Below are 21,192 nucleotides of genomic sequence, written 5' to 3'. Positions count from 1 at the left end.
GACACTTTTCACTAATAACCTGAAAGTTTCAATTCCCAACTCCGATACTCCTATGAGAAATATATGTTTTGCAGCCTGTATATTATTTTGCCTTACTTCCGCAGTAGGAAAGACTCCGGGAAATGCCCGCTATCTTTCTATTGCCGACTCGATTCTATATAATGTCTTGAATCTGTATCAGACAAATGACGGGCTACTGACAGAAACGTATCCCGTCAATCCCGACCAGAAAATCACTTATCTGGCAGGCGGTACGCAACAGAACGGAACACTGAAAGCGTCTTTCCTATGGCCGTATTCCGGGATGATGTCGGGCTGTGTGGCGCTATACAAAGCTACGGGAAATAAAAAGTACAAAAAGATACTCGAAAAGCGGATTCTTCCGGGAATGGAGCAGTATTGGGACGAAAGCCGCCTGCCAGCCTGCTACCAGTCGTATCCTGCCAAGTATGGGCAGCACGGACGTTATTATGACGACAACATCTGGATTGCACTGGATTACTGCGACTACTACCAATTGACGCACAAGCCTGCTTATTTGAAGAAAGCCGTCGCACTGTATCAATATATTTACAGCGGATGGAGCGATGAAATGGGGGGAGGCATCTTCTGGTGCGAACAGCAGAAAGAGGCGAAGCATACTTGTTCCAACGCCCCATCGACAGTGCTCGGTGTCAAACTGTACCGGCTGACAAAAGACGCCAGGTATCTGGAAAAGGCGAAAGAGACTTATGCCTGGACGAAAAAGCATCTGTGCGACCCTGACGACCACCTTTACTGGGACAATATCAACCTGAAAGGAGGCATCTCCAAAGACAAATATGCCTACAACAGCGGACAGATGATTCAAGCGGGCGTATTGCTTTACGAGGAAACAGGGGACGAACAGTACTTGCGCGACGCACAACAGACAGCCGCAGGAACAGACGCATTTTTCCGTACAAAAGCCGACAAGAAAGACCCGGCAGTCAAGGTGCATAAAGACATGGCGTGGTTCAACGTGATTTTATTCAGAGGACTAAAAGCCCTGTATAAAGTCGACAAGAATCCGACGTATGTCGATGCCATGGCAGACAATGCCGTGCATGCCTGGGAAAGTTACCGGGACGAAAACGGACTATTAGGCCGGGATTGGTCGGGACACAACGAAGAGCAGTATAAATGGCTGCTCGACAATGCTTGTCTCATCGAATTATTTGCCGAAATTTAATCAATTAAAAACTATTACCATGAATATTACTAAAGCCTTTTGCTTATCCATGGCACTCTTGGGCACAGCCAACATACAGGCTATGGAGAGCAGTGATTTTATCATCCGACAAGATAATACCAAAGTCAACAACTATCGGACGAACCGCCCGGAAGCAGCGAAACGCCTGTTCGTCTCGCAAGCCGTAGAGCAACAGATTGCGCACATCAAGCAACTGCTGACTAACGCCCGGCTGGCGTGGATGTTCGAGAACTGTTTCCCGAACACGCTGGACACGACCGTCCATTTCGACGGCAAGGACGATACATTTGTTTATACGGGCGATATTCATGCCATGTGGCTTCGCGACTCCGGTGCACAAGTATGGCCTTATGTGCAACTTGCCAACAAAGATCCGGAACTGAAAAAGATGCTCGCCGGCGTCATCAACCGCCAGTTCAAGTGTATCAACATCGACCCGTACGCTAATGCCTTCAATATGAACTCCGAAGGAGGCGAATGGATGAGCGACCTCACTGCCATGAAGCCCGAACTGCATGAGCGCAAATGGGAAATCGACTCGCTCTGCTATCCTATCCGTCTGGCTTATCATTACTGGAAAACGACGGGAGACGCCAGTGTATTTTCCGACGAATGGCTCGCAGCCATCGCCAACGTACTGAAAACGTTCAAGGAGCAGCAACGCAAGGACGACGCCAAAGGTCCTTATCGCTTCCAACGCAAAACGGAACGTGCGCTCGACACAATGACAAACGACGGCTGGGGTAATCCTGTGAAGCCTGTCGGGCTGATTGCTTCCGCTTTCCGCCCTTCCGACGATGCCACAACTTTCCAGTTCCTTGTTCCGTCCAACTTCTTCGCTGTCACTTCTCTTCGCAAAGCTGCCGAGATTCTGACTACGGTCAATAAGAAGCCGGATTTAGCCAAAGAATGCACAGTTCTTGCAGACGAAGTGGAAAAGGCCCTGAAGAAGTATGCAATTTACAATCACCCGAAATATGGTAAAATCTATGCTTTCGAGGTGGATGGTTTCGGTAATCAACTGTTAATGGATGATGCCAATGTGCCGAGCCTTATCGCCTTGCCTTATCTGGGAGACGTAAAAGTGAACGACCCGATTTATCAGAATACCCGCAAATTCGTATGGAGTGAGGATAATCCTTACTTCTTCAAAGGTACTGCCGGAGAGGGTATCGGTGGCCCGCATATCGGATATGACATGATTTGGCCGATGAGCATTATGATGAAAGCGTTCACCAGCCAGAACGATGCGGAAATCAAGACTTGCATCAAAATGCTGATGGACACGGATGCCGGAACAGGTTTCATGCACGAGTCCTTCCATAAAAATGACCCGAAAAACTTCACCCGCTCCTGGTTTGCATGGCAGAATACACTGTTCGGGGAGTTAATCCTGAAACTTGTCAACGAAGGAAAAGTGGACTTATTGAACAGTATCCGGTAGTTCCTACCCTGCTCTTGCCTATGAGATAATTGATTCATACGGCGAAACCAATGGTTCCATGCCTTGAAACTTTTGGTTTCACCGTATGAAACAGGGAGTTTCATATTTTTTTTTAATTTATATGTAGAGGAGTAATTGTCCTCATAAACCAATTAATAGATTATGAAATCAACTTTTTTATTTCTACTTGCTACAACGATGATGACCTGTACCGCCTACGGACAGTCTGCCAATAACAAAGAGAACAAATTGCCCGATTGGGCTTTCGGCGGTTTCGAACGTCCGAAGAACGTCAATCCTGTAATATCTCCCATAGAAAACACTAAGTTTTATTGCCCGTTGGCAAAAGATTCCATTGCCTGGGAATCGAATGACACCTTCAATCCGGCAGCCACACTCTACAATGGGGAGATTGTCGTATTGTATCGTGCAGAAGATAAGTCCGGTGTCGGCATCGGTCACCGCACTTCCCGTCTCGGCTATGCCACTTCTACCGATGGCACGCGTTTCAAACGGGAAAAGTCGCCGGTGTTCTATCCGGACAATGATTCGCAAAAAGAACTGGAATGGCCGGGTGGCTGTGAAGACCCGCGAGTTGCCGTGACAGAAGACGGACTTTATGTAATGATGTACACGCAATGGAACCGCCATGTGCCCCGCCTGGCAGTAGCCACTTCCCGCAATCTGAAAGACTGGACAAAGCACGGCCCTGCCTTTGCCAAAGCATACAACGGGAAATTCTTTAACCTGGGATGCAAATCCGGCTCTATCCTGACGGAAGTAGTAAAAGGAAAACAGCTTATCAAGAAAATCAACGGGCAATACTTTATGTACTGGGGCGAAGAACATGTATTTGCCGCCACTTCCGATGATTTAATCAACTGGACGCCTGTTGTCAACATAGACGGCTCCCTAAAGAAACTATTCTCTCCCCGCGACGGATATTTCGACAGCCATCTTACCGAATGTGGACCTCCGGCTATCTACACCCCGAAAGGCATCGTCCTTCTCTACAACGGAAAGAACCATGCGGGAAGAGGAGACAAACGCTACACCGCCAACGTCTATGCTGCCGGACAAGCTCTTTTCGATGCCAACGAACCGACCCGCTTCATCACCCGTCTTGACGAACCGTTCTTCCGTCCGATGGACAGCTTTGAGAAAAGCGGCCAATACGTAGACGGCACCGTTTTTATCGAAGGAATGGTTTACTTCAAGAACAAATGGTATTTGTATTATGGCTGTGCAGACTCCAAGGTAGGCGTAGCCGTTTATGACCCGAAACGCCCCGCCAAGGCTGACCAGCTGCCATAAGCAATGAAATAACAAACAGCCAGTTATAGAAAACACAAATCCTGCTCTCATCCCTATTCACTGAAAAGAATAGAGTTTGAAAGCAGGATTTATTTTTGGATTCTCAAAGAGAAATCAGCCAATCACATTCAAGCAAGTTATGTACAAACTCTTTGCACATATTTAACGCTATTCGCTATTCCATTGTTTCCATTAATAACATTCAGCCCTCTTCTATAAAACCTGTTAGTCTTATGGAAGAGGGCTGAAAACTACGTTCAAACAACTATCTGAATCCTATTACCTATTGAAAACTATGTTCTTCTTATTCATTTATCTTATTCAAAACAACCGGTCTGTTTGCCGGAGCCTTGCCGAAATTCTTATTCGGTTTCTTTCCCATTACAAACTTCAAAGTGCTGCCGTTGATAATATCATCGTATGTGATATAGCTCTTATTATAAGGCTTATCGTTCAAATAAACTTTCTGGATATAAATATTCTCTTTGTTATTGTTGGGAGCTTCAACTGTAAATGTCTTGCCACCACGTACCTTCATTTCGACTTTCTTAAAACACGGGCTGCCGAAAACAAATACACCGTCCGACGGATTCACTTGATAAAGCCCCATGGATGAAAGAAGATACCAGGCGGACATCTGACCGCAGTCTTCATTGCCGATGATACCGTCCGGTCGGTCTGTATAGAATTCATCCATGATGAAACGGACTTTCTCCGCTGTTTTCCATTGCTCGCCGGCATATGCATACAGGTAGGCGACGTGATGGCTCGGTTCATTTCCATGTGCGTATTGCCCGATAAGTCCGGTAATATCACTGGATGCGCCTTCGCCCATGCTGTCATTGTTGGTGAAAAAGTCATCAAGTTTTGCAACAAACGGTTTATCACCGCCGAACAGCTCGATTAGTCCATACGGGTCTTGCGGAGCGAAAAATGTATATTGCCAGCCGTTACCTTCGCAAAAATCTCCGACGGTATGGATGGAACGTGCCGGGTCATAAGGAGTACGCCAAGAACCGTCTTCCAACTTCGGACGGATGAAGCGGATGGAAGAGTCAAAGTAGTTTTTATAGTAATGTGCACGTTTCGCGTAAGTTGCCGCATCTCCGGTCTTTCCCATTTTACGTGCCATGGCGGCAATTCCCCAGTCATCTACTGCATATTCCATGGCTATCGAGGTAGCTTCATGGATTTTATCGGCAGGGATATATCCTTTCTCTATCACATAAGGGACTCCTTTTTGTTTCTCATAAGTAGCAGTCGCTTTCATTGCCTGCAATGCTTCTTCCGCATCGAATCCGGTAAATCCTTTCAGGTAAGCATCGGCAATGACAGGGACGGAGCTATAACCCGGCATTTGATTAGTTTCACCGCTCATCAAAGGCCAGATAGGAAGCTTGTCCTGCTGGCGGTAGATGGAAAGCATGGAGTTGACCACGTTGTCTACCATTTCAGGCTGGATGATAGTCATCAGAGGATGCAGGGCCCGGTAGGTATCCCATAAAGAAAGGGTGGTATAGTTGACCTTCTTCGGGTCAGTGTAAATCATATCATTCATCCCTCTATATTCTCCATTCACGTCACAATAAAGCGTAGGAGCAATCATGGTATGATAATGCGCGGTATAAAAAGTACGTTTGGAAGCCTCATCATCCGTCTCTACTGTCATTCTTGCAAGTTCTTTATTCCATCGTCCGGCACTCATCTTTACTGTTTTGTCAAAGTCCCAGTGAGAAAGTTCTTCTTGCAGGTTCATTGCTGCATTGGCACAGCTAACGGAAGAAATAGCAACCTTTATCTTTACTTCTTTTACATTGCCGAAGGTGAGGACGCTTTTTACGGATGCTACTTTCAGTTGGTCCCAGGGTTTCGGCGTATTATCATCGTAGGCTGTAAACAGCTCTATCTTCTTGTCGCTCTTCAGCACAAAATAGACTTTCCGGGAAGGGCTCCAACCCCTTACGTAGCGATAGCCTTCTACTGTATAGTCGTCTATTTTACGGATATAGCTATCATAGGCGTTCGAGCCGTTCCCTTCGCGCAAGTCAATCAATATAGAAGCAGGCTTGCCTTCGGGGTATGTATAACGATGGAAGCCTACCCGGTCTGTTGCCGCCAGTTCCGCTCTGATATTATAGCGATCGAGAAGTAAGGAGTAATATTCGGGACGGGCTATCTCATTATCGTGCGAATAGCGGGAAGCGTAGCCGTCACGTATATCATCCTGATTTCCTCTAGGAGTACGGATTTCATTCAACGGCATAATGAGAATATCACCTAAGTCGGTACATCCCGTACCGCTCAGATGAGTATGCGAGAAACCTATCAGGATGCTGTCGGAATAATGATAGCCGGAGCACCAGTCCCATCCTTTATGGATATTGCTAGGGCCGAGCTGCACCATGCCGTAAGGAACGCTCGTTCCTACAAATACATGCCCGTGATAACCGGAGCCGATATAAGGGTCGACATACTGAAGCAGTCCTTCACTTTTTGAATAGTCCCGTTGTGCAACTCCGCTTCCTGTCGCAAGTAAAAAGCAGGAAGTAAGTGCGAGTAGTTTAAATGCCTTCATTCGTATTTTTCTTTAGTATAACTGAATATAGTAATTAGCGAATGATGCAAATATAATATGTATCGGGGAATTTACCGGCTGTCGCTAGAATTAACCGGAAGAATGGCAGGCAAGTTTACTCTTTTGGCAAAAAGAAGAAGGATTTGTACTGCTTAGAACAGTTCAAATCCTTTCCATAGGTTTCCATCGGGGAGAGGAGCTTCAAGCGCTATCAACTCTTTCGAGACGGGGTGTACGAACCGTACCCTCCGGGCATGCAGGCAAATGCTGCCATCGGGATTGGAACGAGGAGAGCCGTATTTCAAGTCTCCCTTGATGGGACATCCCATCTTTGCCAACTGGCAACGAATCTGATGATGGCGCCCGGTTTTCAAATCAACTTCGAGCAAATAATAATTCTCCGAACGGCCGATTAGGCGGTAGTCCAAAATCGCCTTCTTGCTATTCGGCACTTCTTTATCGTACGCATAACTCTTGTTCTGCTTCTCATTGCGTACAAGGAAATGTACCAGTTCGCCTTCCGGTTCTCCGGGAGCGTTCTTCACCACTGCCCAGTAGGTCTTCTTCACCTCACTGGTGCGGAACATCTCATTGAGACGCGTAAGTGCCTTGCTCGTTTTGGCAAATATGACAAGACCGCTTACGGGGCGATCCAGCCGGTGTGTCACACCGAGGAAAACATTGCCGGGTTTCTGATATTTCTCCTTCAAGTACTGTTTCACAGTCTCCGAAAGCGGCGTATCACCCGTCTTGTCTGCCTGGACAATCTCGGAAGCGGTCTTGTTGACTACAATGATATGGTTGTCTTCGTATACAACAGTCATTCTGTTCGATTACATATTCATACCACCATCTACCTGAATCACCTGTCCTGATACGTAAGAAGACATATCGGAAGCCAGGAAGGTAGCGATGTTTGCCACATCTTCAGGAGTACCACCACGACGCAAAGGAATTTTCTTTGCCCATTCGGCTCTTACTTCTTCCGAGAGAGCGGCAGTCATGTCTGTCAGGATGAATCCCGGAGCGATAGCATTGGCACGGATGCCGCGAGAACCGAGTTCCTGAGCGATAGACTTCGCCAATGCAATCATACCGGCTTTGGAAGCTGCGTAGTTAGCCTGTCCTGCATTACCGTGAACACCTACGACAGATGCCATGTTGATAATGCTACCTGCTTTCTGACGCATCATGATGGGGGTACAAGCGTGGATGAAGTTGAATGCAGACTTCAAGTTCACGTTGATTACCATATCCCACTGCTGTTCGCTCATACGCATCATCAAACCGTCACGAGTGATACCGGCATTGTTTACCAGGATATCAATGCGTCCGAAGTCCTTATGGATTTCTTCTACGACTTTTGCTGTATCTTCAAAGTTGGCTGCATTGGAAGCGTAACCTTTGGCTTTCACGCCCATTGCTTCGAGTTCTTTAGCTGTATTTTCTGCATTTTCGTCAATGACAAGGTCAGTAAATGCGATGTTTGCGCCTTCGGCGGCAAACTTCAGAGCGATAGCCTTACCAATACCGCGGGCGGCACCGGTTACAATGGCTGTTTTTCCGTCTAATAATCCCATACTAAAAGTTATTTAATTAAATTTCTGTTCTATGCAGTGCGCCAAACACAATGTTGGTCACATATCTGTTTCTCGTATCTTCATCCAGGTGCGCTCCTATATGACCACGTATATAAGGAACTTCAATTCCCTTCACGCAATAATGTATCAAATCGGCAGTCATCTCTACATCGTCAATATGGAAAACTCCTTTTGCCTGTCCTTCCAGAAGAACCGCCTTAAAGAGTTGTATTTCCTTTGCGTCGAATTTCTTACGCACTTTCTCCACCCGCCATATGTCACGGAAGAAGTTGGCACGCAACGTCCCGTTCCGGTAAACGACTTCTTTTACCGCATCCAGCCGGGTATATATCAACTCCAACAGCTTTTCATCCGGAGAAATGTTCTTTTCCGACACCCGTTTCATCATATCCGACAGGATATCCAGTTCCGATTCTACAACAGCCAGATAGATTTCATCCTTACTTTTAAAATAGGTATATAGTGTTCGTCTACCCTTTTTAGAAGCAAGAGCGATATCGTTCATAGTCGTGTTCTCTACTCCCATCTTTGCAAAAAGCTGACGGGCAACATCTACTAATTTGGCTTTTGTCTTGGATACGGTCATAGGTTACAAATTGCACATTGCTGAATATTTTGAGCAAAAGTAACGCTTTTCTTTAGACCATACAAGAAAATAGAGAGAATATTAACATTTGTGTATTAATAGGTACTAAAAAAAGTTCTAACATTACTCAGCTCATTTTCAGCAACATAAGAAAAAACCGAGAATTTATTATAAAAATATTCCGCAAATAGTTTGTGTATTCCAAATAAAGCCGTACCTTTGCACCCGTTAAACATCGCGGAGTGGAGCAGTTGGTAGCTCGTTGGGCTCATAACCCAAAGGTCATTCGTTCGAGTCGGATCTCCGCAACTAAGATAAGAAGAATCGCAGAAATGCGGTTCTTCTTTTTTATGGCAGCTCTTCTTTATTAGTGTTATTCACAATCCTGTTTCAATTATCAACAAGGATATCAACAAAGTTATTAACAGGTTAATTTATTAGTAATAAACATATTAACTACAACCCACCCTATTTTATAAACAAGACAGATTTTAGTTATTCACAGTTCATTTCCTTATGATAAAACGGCAAACAAGCCATCTCAGAACAAAACTTATTCTTCCCGTCCGAACGACCGATACTCCAGCGGAGTAAGCCCTGTACGCTTCTTGAAGAAAGAAAAGAAATACTCGGTAGATTGAAAACCAAGAAAGAAAGAAATCTCTTTCACAGACTGGGAAGTACCAACTAACAGTTGTTTGGCTTTACGAAGTTTCAATTCCTGGAAATATTTGGCGGGAGCATAACCCGTGTATTCCTTAAAGACACGGCGGAACCACGAATAACTGATATTCAGCCGCATCGCCAGTTCTTCCGGGTCTACATTGCCGGATACATTCTCGTTCATTATAATCTTTGCCTGCTCTATCTTCTGGTCTACGTCACTCATCTCAAAAATCTTGTTTTTAGAAACGGAGAGAATCATGCCAATCATGTGGAGCACAATACCGGAAAGATATTGCTGTGCCGAAATCTTATCCGCCTCGGCCACTGCAAGAGCACGGGAGAACAATGAAACCAGTTCTTCATTGATACCCACCTCTAATATCTGCTGTTCGGACGATAAAAAAGAATTATCCACGATAGCATCTATTGCCGGACCTTCAAATCCGATATAATATTCCGTCCAGCCCGTCTGCCGCAACGGACGATATGTATGCCACTGACCAGGAAACAGTACCATCAGCCGACCTTTACAAACCTGCTTTTCGGAAGTTGAATCGGATGAAAACAAACCACGCCCCTTGGTTATATAGACCAACTGGTATTCACGAAGTACCCGTCCTTTTTCCGCATTAAAGAAGTAACCGGAAGGATGCTCTTTCAACGGGTAAGGGGAATCGGGCGGGATAGACTGATAGCCGACAGTATTAACCCATAAACCAAATTTACGGTCCATATCATTTACAATCAGATACTTAAATTCCAGTCCTAAACTATTGTCCTCAGTCATATCAGCGTGTTTTCATACAATTGGATTGGACAAAAATAGGAATTATTTTCAGAAAACCCACGCTAAGAAACAAAAAACATCCGGAGCATACCTTCAGGCAGCCCCGGATGTCTATTTAAAATAAATCCGATAGAATCAGATTTAGAAAGCTTTATGATACAGAGCTTCGATGTCTTCTACCGAAGTAGGACGAGGATTGCCACCCGTACAAACATCATTGAAAGCTGCCACTGCCAATGCGGGAATATCCTCTTCCTTCACATTGATTTCATGCAGTTTCTGAGGAATGCCGATGCTGAGAGAAAGAGCTTTTACAGCCTCAATAGCTGCTTTCACACCTTCCGCTTCACTCATTCCGGCAGTGTCTACCCCCATCGCTTTCGCAATATTGATATATTTCGGAGCAGCCGGAGATTCAGCGTTATATTCCATCACGTAAGGCAACAGCAAAGCATTTGCCACACCGTGAGGAGTATCATAGAAAGCACCCAGCGGGTGAGCCATCGAGTGGACAATTCCCAAACCAACGTTAGAGAATCCCATTCCGGCGATATATTGTGCCTGAGACATTGCTTCGCGGGCAACTACATCCTTGCCGTTATCCACAGCCGCCTTCAGGTTCTGCGCAATCATTTCGATAGCTTTCAGCTCGAACATATCGCTCATAGCCCAAGCACCCGGAGTAATATAACTTTCGATAGCATGCGTCAAAGCGTCCATACCCGTAGCGGCAGTCAGCCCTTTCGGCATAGAATACATCAGTTCGGGGTCTACGATAGCCACGGCAGGAATATCGTTCGGGTCTACGCAAACCATCTTTTTACGTGCGTCCTCGTCGATAATCACGTAATTGATAGTCACCTCGGCAGCCGTTCCGGCAGTAGTAGGCAATGCGAAAGTAGGTACGGCTTTGTGCTTAGTATCCGCTACCCCTTCCAAAGATTTTACGTCGGCAAAATCAGGATTATTCACAACGATACCGATGCCTTTGGCTGTATCAATGGAAGAACCGCCACCCAAAGCAACGATAAAGTCAGCGCCGGAAGCCTTGTAGGCAGCCACACCGTTTTGTACATTAGCAATAGTGGGATTAGCCTTTACATCACTGTAAAGTTCGTAAGGAATCTTATTTTCATCAAATACTTTAATGATTTCAGCGGCCACACCAAATTTGATAAGGTCTTTGTCCGTTACAAAAAAGGCTTTCTTGAAGCCACGTCTAGCTGCTTCCACAGCAATTACACTCCGGCATCCGGCACCGAAATAAGAAGTTTCATTTAAGATAATGCGATTCATGGTTGTGCTATTTGTTTAAAAAGTTAACCGCAACATCTCCCCCTATGGAAAACATTGCGGTTGCTAAAGTAGATAAATTCAACGACTAGTACAAATTTTATTTAGGAAGATTGAAAGCAACTGACATTTCTTTCATCTGTTCCTGACTCATACCATCCGGCTCGAAACCCATATTCTTGGCTGCGATATAGATTAAAGCGGATTTGTTCAGTACATCAATCTGATCGAATGCCTGCATGGCATCACAGTCTACCGCGAATACACCATGTTTCTCCCACATCACGACATCGTAGTCCTGCAATTCCTTGATAGTAGCTTCCGCCAGTTCTACCGAACTAGGCAACTTATAAGGGATGATGCCCAGACCACGCGGGCAAAACGCCTTTGTCTCCGGAATCATACTCCACAACAGATTGGTAGCCACATCTTTTTCCAGGAATTTCGGGCAATGCGTCATCGCAATCAACTCAATCGGGTGAGTATGCACAGATGCTTTATAAGGAGAGTTCTTGCTCAACAGATCATTATGTACGCTCAAGTGAGACGGCAATTCCGATGTCGGAGCCACTGCTTCATCAGCAATGATTACATAACTGGCACAGTCATCCAGAATACGGATTACCGAACCATTCTCCATCGGCCAGCGAGCCAAATCACGCATACGTTTATTGGTTCCCTTACAGTAAAAGTAGCATCCTTTCAGATAAGGTAATGTAACACCGATCGGTTTCACTTCACTAATCGGTTTCATCTGACGGATTTCATCGTCTACAAACTCTGTTATATTAACAGTGATATTACCACCGTTACGTTCAGCCCATCCTTTCTGCCACAAGTAACCGGCAACTTCCGCCACCTTGTTTACCTCCTTGGCAAGCGCCGGACGGTTTTCTAAAATTGATTTCATTATTATATATGTATTTAAAACAAATTCGGGAACACCAATGAGAAAATCAACACTACCAATCCACAAATTAGTACAGTGATAGTCTTGGTAGATACTCCCTTCCATTCTTTCAGGATAATTCCCCAAACATTACTGAAGGTCACATTCAACGCCATCAGGATACACCAGGAGAAAGCCAGCAATACGGGACTTTCGGTAAGGAAGCTCTTGCCCATTTCCAGTCCGAAGAACTGCATATACCACAGTACGCCGGCCAATGCGCAGAATACCAGATTATTGCCCCATACTTTTCCTTTGGCATAGTCCCCCATTGTCTTATTAGCCACATTCTGCTGCAGACAGTATGCTGCATTCGTCAAGAATCCACCGAGCGTAACCAGGAAGATTACAGGAAGGCCAGCATAAAGCCCTTCAACGCCACCTGCCAAAGCCGCTTCCTTGATAGGCGTTCCGGCATCCAGCCCCAAAGCGAAGCAGGCACTCATCACACCTGCCAACAATGCCACCAGCAAACCTTTTGTCAAAGCAAAATCTTTCACGGCAGCACGTTTTTCCTCTTCACTCATGTTTTGCGCACGCAGGCTGCCGGCATAGCCGATGATGGCAATACCCGCCAGCGTAATGCAAACACCCAGCAAAAGAATCAGTCCGTTACCTGCAAACAAATTCGTCCCCGCAAAAAGAGCCGGAAGAAGAGTTCCGAAACCAGCACAAGTCCCCAATGAGATACTTTGTCCCAACGCAACACCTAGATAACGCATGGAAAGTCCGAACGTCAATCCGCCTACTCCCCACAATATACCATAAAAGATGCTCATTCCAGCACCTCCCGCTCCCCACAAGTCGAGCAGACTGCTCCCTTGGGGTACGCCCAGCAGTGAACCCAGAAACGGGAACACCAGCCAGGCAAATACACCTTGTATCAACCAGAAGCTTTCCCAGCTCCATTCCTTCACCTTTTTAATAGGTACATAGGAACTGGACTGGCAAAAGCTACCGATAGCTATAATCAACAAGCCGATTAAAATCTCCATAACTTATCGTTTAGAAGTTACTTCGGCTTCGTACTTCTCGATTTCTGCAATGAAATCTTCGCCTACCGGAACATTGTTCCTCAAGCAGAACATATCCCATACAGCATTCCAGGGAAGCGCTTTCTCTTCTTCGAGCAGCGCCAGACGTTGGAATCCTTGTCCGTTGGCTTCGTATTCACGCAACTTGGCAATCGGTTCGAGCAGGGCGCGAGTCATACATTTCTGTGCGGCACGGCTACCGATTACATAAGCACCGATACGGTTGATAGATGCATCGAAATAGTCAAGCCCATAATGTACGCGGTCTAATGCACCGCAACGAACGATTTCGCTGAACAGCTCCATAGTCGGGTCGTCCATGATAGTAACGTGGTCGGAATCCCAACGAACCGGGCGGCTTACGTGCAACATCAGTTCAGGAACATAAAGCAACAGTGAGGACACTTTGTCAGCCACACTTTCTGTCGGGTGGAAGTGACCGGTATCCAGCGTAATCATCTTGTTACGTGAAGCGCCATAACCGATATAGAAGTCATTAGACCCTACCGTATAGCTTTCCAGACCGATACCGAATACTTTAGATTCGATGCAGTCTTTCATATTCTTATATTCGGTAGCGAAAATCTGGTCTAAGGAGTCTTTCAGCAATGCACGATATTTCATGCGGTTTACTGTGATATCCTTGCTTCCGTCATGCACCCAAAGATTCATGATACACGGGTCTCCCTGCGCCTTACCCATTTCTTCGGCCACTGCACGGCAGCGTTTGGTATGTTCAATCCAGAACTGACGGATTCCTTCATCGGGATTAGAAAGAGACAAGTCACCTGATTTCGGATGTGAGAAAGAAGTAGAGTTGAAGTCAAGTTTCATGTTATGTTCCTTACCCCATTCTATCCAGCTCTTGAAATGTTCGGGTTCCACCTGGTCACGGTCTACCACCTTGCCCTGGAAGTCTCCGTAAATCTCGTGCAGGTTCAGACGGTGAGTACCCGGAATATAAGAAGCGGCTTTCAAGATATCGGCACGCAGTTCGTCAATGTTGCGGGCTTTACCCGGATAGTTACCGGTAGCCTGGATACCGCCTGTCAATGAGCCGGCCTGTACTTCAAATCCTGTAACGTCGTCGGCCTGCCAGCAATGAAGCGACAGATGAAAATCCTGCATAGTTTTCAATACTTGTTCGGTGTCCACACCTACTGCTGCATAACGTTCCACAGCAATCTCATACGCTTTCTGAATCAGTTCTTCTTTTTTCATGATATTCTATTGTTTAAAATGATATTCTATCGGTTATTTATTAAATTATCGGATACAGTTCTTAAATTGATTATAAGCCATATCCCACGCTTCCGTATCCTGCGGATGATAGGTTTTCAACGGGATGGAACGGTTTATCAATTGGCGCATACCCGCCACATCCGTTGCTTCTCCCGCCGCCATTGCCTGAATCATTACATTACCGATAGCAGTAGCTTCGGACGGGCCTGCAACCACCGGAATGCCGATAGCATTGGCGGTAAACTGGTTCAGCAAGTCGTTGCGGCTACCACCGCCAATCACGTGCAATGTTTCAATCGGGCGAGGAGAAAGTGAACGCAAGTTCTCCAACACCTGACGGTAACGCAAAGCCAGACTCTCGAAAATACAGCGCACCACTTGCCCGCGTTGTTCGGGAACAGGTTGTCCGGTAGCCTGACAATATTCTGCAATGGCTTTTTCCATATTCACAGGATTCGCAAAACAATCATCATCGGGATTAATCAGGCTACGGAACGGCTCGCAAGCATCCGCCTCATTGATTAACTCCGAATAACTTGTATCCCCCCAATTCAAGCGGCAGCGTTCCAACAGCCACATTCCGCAGATATTCTTCAGCAGGCGGATAGTACCTTCCACACCACCTTCATTCGTAAAGTTCAAGGCTTCCGTTTCAGCATTAATCACCGGAGCGTCCATCTCAACGCCCATCAATGACCAGGTGCCGCTACTCAGATAAGCAAAGTTGCGGTCTAATGCCGGAACAGCGGCAACGGCAGAACCCGTATCATGTCCGGCTACGGCAATCACAGGGATAGCCCCCAGTCCGGTTATCTTCTGTACTTCCTCTGTCAACACTCCCACCTTTTCACCCGGAAATACAAAACGACCGAAGTTCTTTTCGCTCAAGCCGACTGCTTGCAGCAGTTCCGGTTCAAGACGACGGGTCTGTGCATTCACCAGTTGGGCTGTCGAAGCAATCGTATATTCTGTCACCATTTCCCCGGTCAGCATATAACTCAGCGCATCCGGCATAAACAGAATCTTATCCGCCGCTTCCAGTGCGCTATCATTATTACGACGCAAAGTATCCAACTGGAAAAGTGAATTAAAATTCATTATTTGAATACCCGTCTTACCATAGACTTCGCTACGCGAAATACGGGAGAAGAGAGCTTCCGGCGCTCCTACCGTATGCGGGTCACGATACGCATAAGGCTGGCGAAGCAGGTTTCCGTCCTTTCCGATGCATACGAAATCTACCCCCCATGTATCAATACCGATAGAAGCGATAGATTCACCACGGTGAGCCACCAGCTTCAATCCGTCAATGATATGACGATATAATGCATAAATATCCCAATAGAAATGACCACCGACTTCAATCAGATGGTTAGGGAAACGGTTAATCTCTTCGAGGTTTAATCCGCCTTCAATGAAAGTACCTAAGATTGTACGGCCGCTCGTTGCGCCCAGGTCGACTGCAAAAAAGTTTTGTTTCATGGTATTCTGTCTATATATTTAAGGTATCCATTTACCTACATTGCAAAGATAGGCGATTCCCGCCTCGTGTTCCTTACGCATTTTGATTGAAAGGATATACATTTTGACACAAAACAGAAAAAAGGATTCTTCAAGTATAGTTTCCATACAATAACAAAACCAAAGAATAACTCAAAACTGCACGGAAATGAACTAAATATCCCTCTATATAAAATGAAAAAGTGAAAAACATCTGCCATCTGCAACAAAATTGAGATAATATATTAATTAATAGTTTGTTACAGCGTTGCAGATACCGTTGCAGATGGTTGCAGCTACCTAGCTATCTGCAACACTTTGTATGCCGATAGAAAGCTGTCTTTTAAGAGCAAGGCAACAGTACATATAGCTAAACATCAGCCTCCGTTTCTATACATGGAAACTTCAGTATCCATACGTGGAAACTCCAGTATCTATATGCAGAAACTCCCGTTTCTATGCTTGGAAACGAGAGTTTCCAGCCTGGGAACGGGAGTTCCAACGTAGGGAACTGCTATTTCTTAAGTAGACACTGACGGGATGACCGATACGGCTCGTTTATAGTGTTGCAGATACCTGGGCATCTGCAACCATCTGCAACAGCATCTGCAACGCTGTAACCATCTATTAATTAATACATTATCTCGGTTTTGTTGCAGGTGGCAGATGTTTTTCACTTTTCATATTTGGTAGGAGATTTAGCTGTAACAAGTAGGAGACTTGAGTAAGTCAAGTACATGGCTCGGCTTACTTCAGTACTGCTTTGATTCATCCCCGTACAAAACAAACGAAAAACGTCTCCCAACAAATGTTTTAAATAAACATAAATTAGCAACGATCAGATAAGCAATGTAGAATCCACAATTGTACTATATATAAAGCCGAATTATGAAAAACATCAAGCACCAAACAAAAGAACATAACAGACTAATATATTACCTCTGTTTATTTAATCTGATATTCGTAACCTTTGCCTGCCAACAAAAAGGAAGTGGAGATTTACTTTTATCTACTGCAGATTCATTGATGTCCACCCGTCCAGACAGCGCATTGTATCTACTGGAGAATATCTGCCTGTCAGAGATAAAAACACCTGCCCAAAATGCTAAATATGCCTTGCTACTCACTCAGGCACAAGACAAAAACTACATCATACCAACCACAGATTCATTAATACGCATAGCCACTGAATATTATGATTCGATAGACAATGACATAGAAATGCAGGCAAAAGCCCATTATTATCTTGGAAGAGTGTATCAAGAATTAGGAGATAATCCTGCTACCACTCGTGAATTTCTCACTGCAATGCCACTAGTGAAACAATCCAAAAACCACAAACTATTGTGCATACTGTATGGAAACCTTGGGTATGTATACTTCCAGCAAGAGTTACTGGACAAAGCGGACTCTCTTTATGTATGCGAAGAAGAACTTCTTAAACAAGAAGCAGATTCCGCCCATTTAGCAACGTTACTTGTACAACGAGCTGATATTTGTATTATGAAAGGAGCGGCATTTCATGGCAAAGCCGAAGAGTTGTTAAACCGCGCCCTACCCATTGCTGAAAAACTAAATAATCCACATGTAAAGATAGAAGTTCTTAGCTCCCTAAGAATTCTTTATAACGAAATGGGAGAACCAGAAAAGGCTATTTCATATATCAGACGTGAACTAATGCTGCAAAAAGACACCGCTCAACTATATGGTATATACCTGAGTCTAGGTGATGCTTATAGCAGAAGCAATCAAAACGATTCGGCTGTTTACTATGCTTACAAAAGCCTATTTTCTCCCAGTTTTTACACTAAAGCTGGTGCTTGCATCATACTAGAAGACGTAGCACGAAAAAAAGGAGACTTTGCCGAAGCATTACATTTCAAAGATAGCTATGAAGCATATATAGATAGCACAAAACACATTGAACGTACAAAAGAAATTTTAGCAGTTGAGAAAGAAACCCTTCTTCAACAAAGTGAACAAAAACACAGAAGTAACCTATCATTATACTTGTATTACATCTACGCCGGGAGTAGTTTCATAGTAATACTCATTATTCTTTTTGTATACAAACGAATCAAATATCGTCAGAAAGCACAACAACTAAAACTGAAACAGGAGTCTCTATTACAAACTATCTCCACACAATCCATCCAAATGAGAAAAGATATGGAGAATAAAGATGCAGAAATAGCGAAATTGAGACAAAAATGTAGTGAGTATAATGAAGATAAACAATATTTAAATCAACTGAATAGCTGTCTCAATGAATTATTAAAAGAAAAAGATAAGATATACACAGATATAAAAAAAGCTATTGCAGATAAAGAGAAAGAAATAGAACAACTTATGAAACAAATACAATTACCAGATGATGCGAAATATAATATCCATTTAGCAGGGCAACTGGCTAACATAAAAAAAGAAAAAAGTTACTTGTTCGATAGTTTATTAACAAGTCGGTCTGTCGCCTACAAGACCTTATTAACCATAAAACAACACAATTATGAAAATCCGGATGCAAACGAAAAAGTACCGAATGAAATATGGGAAACATTGATTGCGGAAATAGATCAATTAACACATGGATTTATTGGACGATTGACGGGGAAGCATGAACGACTATTGAAAGAAGATGTCTATTTCTGCTGTTTGGTTAAAATTGGTATGAAATATGCAGATATTGCGAATGTATTTGGTTGTACTCCCAATGCTGCATACAAAAGAAGAGATGCTATTATGAAGAGGATGAATGTAGAGACGCCTATAAAATTTGATATTCTGATAGAAGAGATTTAGATGTAATGTATTGATTTTCAATAAATGCGCATTTGTTAATTAAGTTTTAACAAAATGCTACACAAACCAAACCAACTCTAAGCCCTATGTTTGTAACATCAAAAATGAAAAACCGAATTTATATTTTACAGACATGAAAAAAGAACTACTTATTTTCGTACTATGCAGCATGCTATTCACACAATTACCGTGTTTTGCCAATAGTGAGATTGATACTTATTCAACACGCCAAACTGTTATAATACGTGGCTCAGAACAACATTCTTCACAACGTACCCTATTCCCGGCACAAGTATTTCTCATGGAGCATTTATTAACGGCCGAGTCATTAGACTTCGAATCCGATTTTAAAATAACCATAACGAATATGTCAACAGGTGAAGTAGTGTATGAGCAAACTTATAATGCTAGTACTAAATACATAACTATTGATTTAGGCACAGAAGAAATTGGAGAATACAAAATAGAACTGTCGTCAGCAAACTGGCAACTCTACGGAAATTTTGACTTATGAAAATACTACGTAATTCTTCATACATTATAGATGTAGAATTGGAGGATACCGACAAGTACATGCTACTTCACGGCTATACAGGAGCAATCGATGTTGTAAGCAAAAATATTATGTCCTTTCTGAAAAAGACCAATAACAACTTCACAGAAGAGGAATGCCCTTTATCAAAAGATACAATCTCCGCACTGGAAAAACGAGGTTATATCACCACCAAAACTCAAAAAGAGGAATATACTTACGTAGCAAGGCTGGCTGATGCGTTACACCGCAAAGAGAAAATTTTAAATACAGTTTTCGTTTTCGTTATAACCTATAACTGCAATTTCAGATGTCCATACTGTTTTGAAACAGGATTGCATAGTGATTCTATCGGAAAAGTTTTCACCAAAGAAATGGCAGACAAAGCCTATCAAGCAATTTTGAAAATAGAACCACGTGAACAGTTACGGGCAAAGAATATTACTCTATATGGTGGAGAGCCTTTATTGAAAGAGAATAAAGAAGTGGTAGAATATATTGTTCTCAAAGGAAAGGAGTTAGGCTTTCAATTCAATGCCGTAACAAACGGATATGATTTAGACGCATATAAAGAATTACTGTCTCCTGATTTAATCAGCCATATACAAATAACTATTGATGGGATGAAAGAGCTTCATAACACCAAAAGAGTACACTACAAGGGCTATAATACATTTGACAAAATTATATCTAATATTGGAATAGCTTTAAAACAAGGCACGGGAGTGACTATTAGAGTTAATACAGACAGGAACAATTTTGATGATTTACAACAATTAAAAGTATTATTCGAAGAATTAGGTTATTCCCAATACGAAAACTTCAAAATAAATTCAGCATTATTACGTGGATATAACAGTGAGGGGCAGCACACAAAAAATATCCCTTCCAATATGTTCTCGCAACGAGAGTTTATGGAGAAGCATAAAGAACTAAAATTTAATTATGGTTGTCAAGACTATGGTGTATCTTATAAAATCTATTCATCCATAGTCAATAACAAGCCACTCGAGTTTCGTTCTATATTCTGCAAATCCCAATCAAATGAATATGTCCTAGACCCGTTCGGCAAGATATTTCCTTGTTGGGAAGTTGTAGGAAAAGCAGAGTCTCAATTAGGAGATTACCTGAATGATAAAATTCATTGGAATGAAAAGGTATTCAATCTGTGGAGAGGTTATAATATCAATAGTACTCCCATGTGCAGACATTGTAAATATGCATTATTATGTGGCGGAGGGTGTCCGGCTCATTCTTTCAGCAATCCCACAGAATGCAGCCAATTCCCAACAGTTATTAATTACGCTATAAACAGGGCTTTTCGAAAAGTAAATAACATAAGTACTAATTAATTTTATTTTAAAGATGGAAAACAAAAAAACATCAATAGGAATAGACTCGGCAGAATTTACTCCTATGAACACGGAGCTTTCAGAGTTCTTTGTAGAAGAATTGGAACAAAGACTGGAAACTGATCCGCTAATTGTAGGTGGACTGTTGGATTTGTTCTCATCCAGCCATCAAGGCGGAGCCGGCTCTGTCTCAATGGCTTGTAATGTTGATAATTGCGACTCGCATATAGGCAATTCAACCGGAGATTTCTAATCGACCCGCAAGTTAACGTAGATACGCTTCATCC

17 protein-coding genes and 1 tRNA gene are annotated in these 21,192 nt (G+C 43.6%); 8 read left to right on the top strand and 10 right to left on the bottom strand.

The annotated features are described in order from the left end of the window. The first annotated feature begins 52 nt into the window (after positions 1–52). From ACGHVY_RS17605 to ACGHVY_RS17595, 3 genes are all read left to right on the top strand, one after another. Positions 53–1,210 (top strand): glycoside hydrolase family 76 protein, encoded by a 1,158-nt coding sequence (locus ACGHVY_RS17605; RefSeq protein WP_390600293.1) that lies wholly within the window; start codon positions 53–55, stop codon positions 1,208–1,210. 19 nt (positions 1,211–1,229) lie between these two features. Then, positions 1,230–2,675 (top strand): glycoside hydrolase family 125 protein, encoded by a 1,446-nt coding sequence (locus ACGHVY_RS17600; protein ID WP_148332231.1) that lies wholly within the window; start codon positions 1,230–1,232, stop codon positions 2,673–2,675. 162 nt (positions 2,676–2,837) lie between these two features. Beyond that, entirely contained in the window at positions 2,838–3,989 is a 1,152-nt protein-coding gene (locus tag ACGHVY_RS17595) for a glycoside hydrolase family 130 protein (protein ID WP_308747386.1), read from the top strand. Positions 3,990–4,293: 304 nt separating this feature from the next. Here ACGHVY_RS17595 and ACGHVY_RS17590 read toward each other — a convergent pair whose 3' ends face one another. The 4 genes from ACGHVY_RS17590 to ACGHVY_RS17575 form a co-directional block, all read right to left on the bottom strand. Beyond that, entirely contained in the window at positions 4,294–6,564 is a 2,271-nt protein-coding gene (locus tag ACGHVY_RS17590) for a GH92 family glycosyl hydrolase (protein ID WP_390600290.1), read from the bottom strand. Between the two features lie 152 nt (positions 6,565–6,716). After that, complete coding sequence (locus ACGHVY_RS17585) at positions 6,717–7,388, bottom strand: RluA family pseudouridine synthase (RefSeq protein WP_390600289.1); 672 nt, start codon at positions 7,386–7,388, stop codon at positions 6,717–6,719. Positions 7,389–7,397: 9 nt separating this feature from the next. Beyond that, entirely contained in the window at positions 7,398–8,144 is a 747-nt protein-coding gene (gene fabG / locus ACGHVY_RS17580) for a 3-oxoacyl-[acyl-carrier-protein] reductase (protein ID WP_390600287.1), read from the bottom strand. A gap of 16 nt (positions 8,145–8,160) precedes the next feature. Next, positions 8,161–8,751 carry a TetR/AcrR family transcriptional regulator gene (locus tag ACGHVY_RS17575; protein ID WP_390600286.1) on the bottom strand — a complete coding sequence of 197 codons (591 nt, stop codon included), beginning with the start codon at positions 8,749–8,751 and terminating at the stop codon, positions 8,161–8,163. 236 nt (positions 8,752–8,987) lie between these two features. On the opposite strand from ACGHVY_RS17575, the gene ACGHVY_RS17570 reads away from it, so the two are divergent. After that, positions 8,988–9,060, top strand: a tRNA-Met gene (locus ACGHVY_RS17570). A 244-nt stretch (positions 9,061–9,304) separates the two neighbouring features. Here the strand turns inward: ACGHVY_RS17570 and ACGHVY_RS17565 are convergent. The 6 genes from ACGHVY_RS17565 to rhaB all read right to left on the bottom strand — a co-directional run bounded on the left by ACGHVY_RS17565 (position 9,305) and on the right by rhaB (position 16,204). Next, on the bottom strand, positions 9,305–10,204 hold the full coding sequence (locus tag ACGHVY_RS17565; protein ID WP_390600284.1) for an AraC family transcriptional regulator: 900 nt from the start codon (positions 10,202–10,204) through the stop codon (positions 9,305–9,307). Between the two features lie 141 nt (positions 10,205–10,345). Continuing rightward, positions 10,346–11,500: a lactaldehyde reductase gene (fucO, locus tag ACGHVY_RS17560; RefSeq protein WP_390600282.1), complete on the bottom strand. Its 1,155-nt coding sequence runs from the start codon at positions 11,498–11,500 to the stop codon at positions 10,346–10,348. A gap of 97 nt (positions 11,501–11,597) precedes the next feature. Continuing rightward, positions 11,598–12,407, bottom strand: a complete 810-nt coding sequence (rhaD, locus tag ACGHVY_RS17555) for a rhamnulose-1-phosphate aldolase (protein ID WP_308746533.1) — start codon at positions 12,405–12,407, stop codon at positions 11,598–11,600. Between the two features lie 14 nt (positions 12,408–12,421). Further along, positions 12,422–13,441 (bottom strand): L-rhamnose/proton symporter RhaT, encoded by a 1,020-nt coding sequence (rhaT, locus tag ACGHVY_RS17550; RefSeq protein WP_308746532.1) that lies wholly within the window; start codon positions 13,439–13,441, stop codon positions 12,422–12,424. A 3-nt stretch (positions 13,442–13,444) separates the two neighbouring features. Continuing rightward, positions 13,445–14,701 (bottom strand): L-rhamnose isomerase, encoded by a 1,257-nt coding sequence (locus ACGHVY_RS17545; protein WP_308746531.1) that lies wholly within the window; start codon positions 14,699–14,701, stop codon positions 13,445–13,447. Positions 14,702–14,746: 45 nt separating this feature from the next. Next, positions 14,747–16,204 (bottom strand): rhamnulokinase, encoded by a 1,458-nt coding sequence (rhaB, locus tag ACGHVY_RS17540; protein ID WP_390600278.1) that lies wholly within the window; start codon positions 16,202–16,204, stop codon positions 14,747–14,749. Positions 16,205–17,110: 906 nt separating this feature from the next. On the opposite strand from rhaB, the gene ACGHVY_RS17535 reads away from it, so the two are divergent. The 4 genes from ACGHVY_RS17535 to ACGHVY_RS17520 all read left to right on the top strand — a co-directional run bounded on the left by ACGHVY_RS17535 (position 17,111) and on the right by ACGHVY_RS17520 (position 21,158). Next, on the top strand, positions 17,111–19,021 hold the full coding sequence (locus tag ACGHVY_RS17535) for a hypothetical protein (protein ID WP_390600276.1): 1,911 nt from the start codon (positions 17,111–17,113) through the stop codon (positions 19,019–19,021). Positions 19,022–19,154: 133 nt separating this feature from the next. Beyond that, positions 19,155–19,535, top strand: a complete 381-nt coding sequence (locus ACGHVY_RS17530) for a DUF3244 domain-containing protein (protein ID WP_390600274.1) — start codon at positions 19,155–19,157, stop codon at positions 19,533–19,535. Next, positions 19,532–20,905: a radical SAM protein gene (locus tag ACGHVY_RS17525; protein ID WP_390600273.1), complete on the top strand. Its 1,374-nt coding sequence runs from the start codon at positions 19,532–19,534 to the stop codon at positions 20,903–20,905. The genes ACGHVY_RS17530 and ACGHVY_RS17525 overlap by 4 nt, the downstream gene beginning before the upstream one ends. Before the next feature lie 13 nt (positions 20,906–20,918). Next, entirely contained in the window at positions 20,919–21,158 is a 240-nt protein-coding gene (locus ACGHVY_RS17520; protein ID WP_390600271.1) for a hypothetical protein, read from the top strand. The last annotated feature ends 34 nt before the right edge of the window (positions 21,159–21,192 follow it).

Source organism: Bacteroides sp. f07, assembly GCF_042854785.1.
Classification (GTDB): domain Bacteria; phylum Bacteroidota; class Bacteroidia; order Bacteroidales; family Bacteroidaceae; genus Bacteroides.
Note: the sequence above shows the minus strand (reverse complement) of the source record. Positions and strands in the feature narration are given on the sequence as shown.